This is a genomic window from Ensifer sp. M14, assembly GCF_003355565.1.
GTDB lineage: Bacteria > Pseudomonadota > Alphaproteobacteria > Rhizobiales > Rhizobiaceae > Ensifer.
On the sequence record NZ_QJNR01000039.1, the window covers coordinates 1 to 279 of the forward strand.

The 279-nt window shown below is 67.4% G+C and carries 1 protein-coding gene; it reads left to right on the forward strand.

Annotation, left to right across the window (positions count from 1 at the left end; genetic code table 11):
* A partial coding sequence (locus BLJAPNOD_RS35090; protein ID WP_115423216.1) for an aldehyde dehydrogenase family protein occupies window positions 1-279 on the forward strand: 279 nt, incomplete at both ends.

Below are 279 nucleotides of genomic sequence, written 5' to 3' on the forward strand. Positions count from 1 at the left end.
TGATCACCCGCAAGGCCGGCCCGGCCTTTGCCGCCGGTTGCGCCATGGTGCTGAAACCAGCGGCACAGACGCCGTTCTCGGCCATTGCCATTGCGCTTCTTGCCGAACGTGCCGGCCTGCCGAAGGGCCTCTTCAGCGTCGTCACCGGCTCGGCTCGTGAGATCGGCGCGGAGATGACCTCCAACCCGGTGGTGCGCAAGCTGACGTTCACCGGCTCGACGGAAGTCGGCGCCGAGCTCTATCGCCAGAGCGCCGGCACGATCAAGAAGCTCGGGCTGG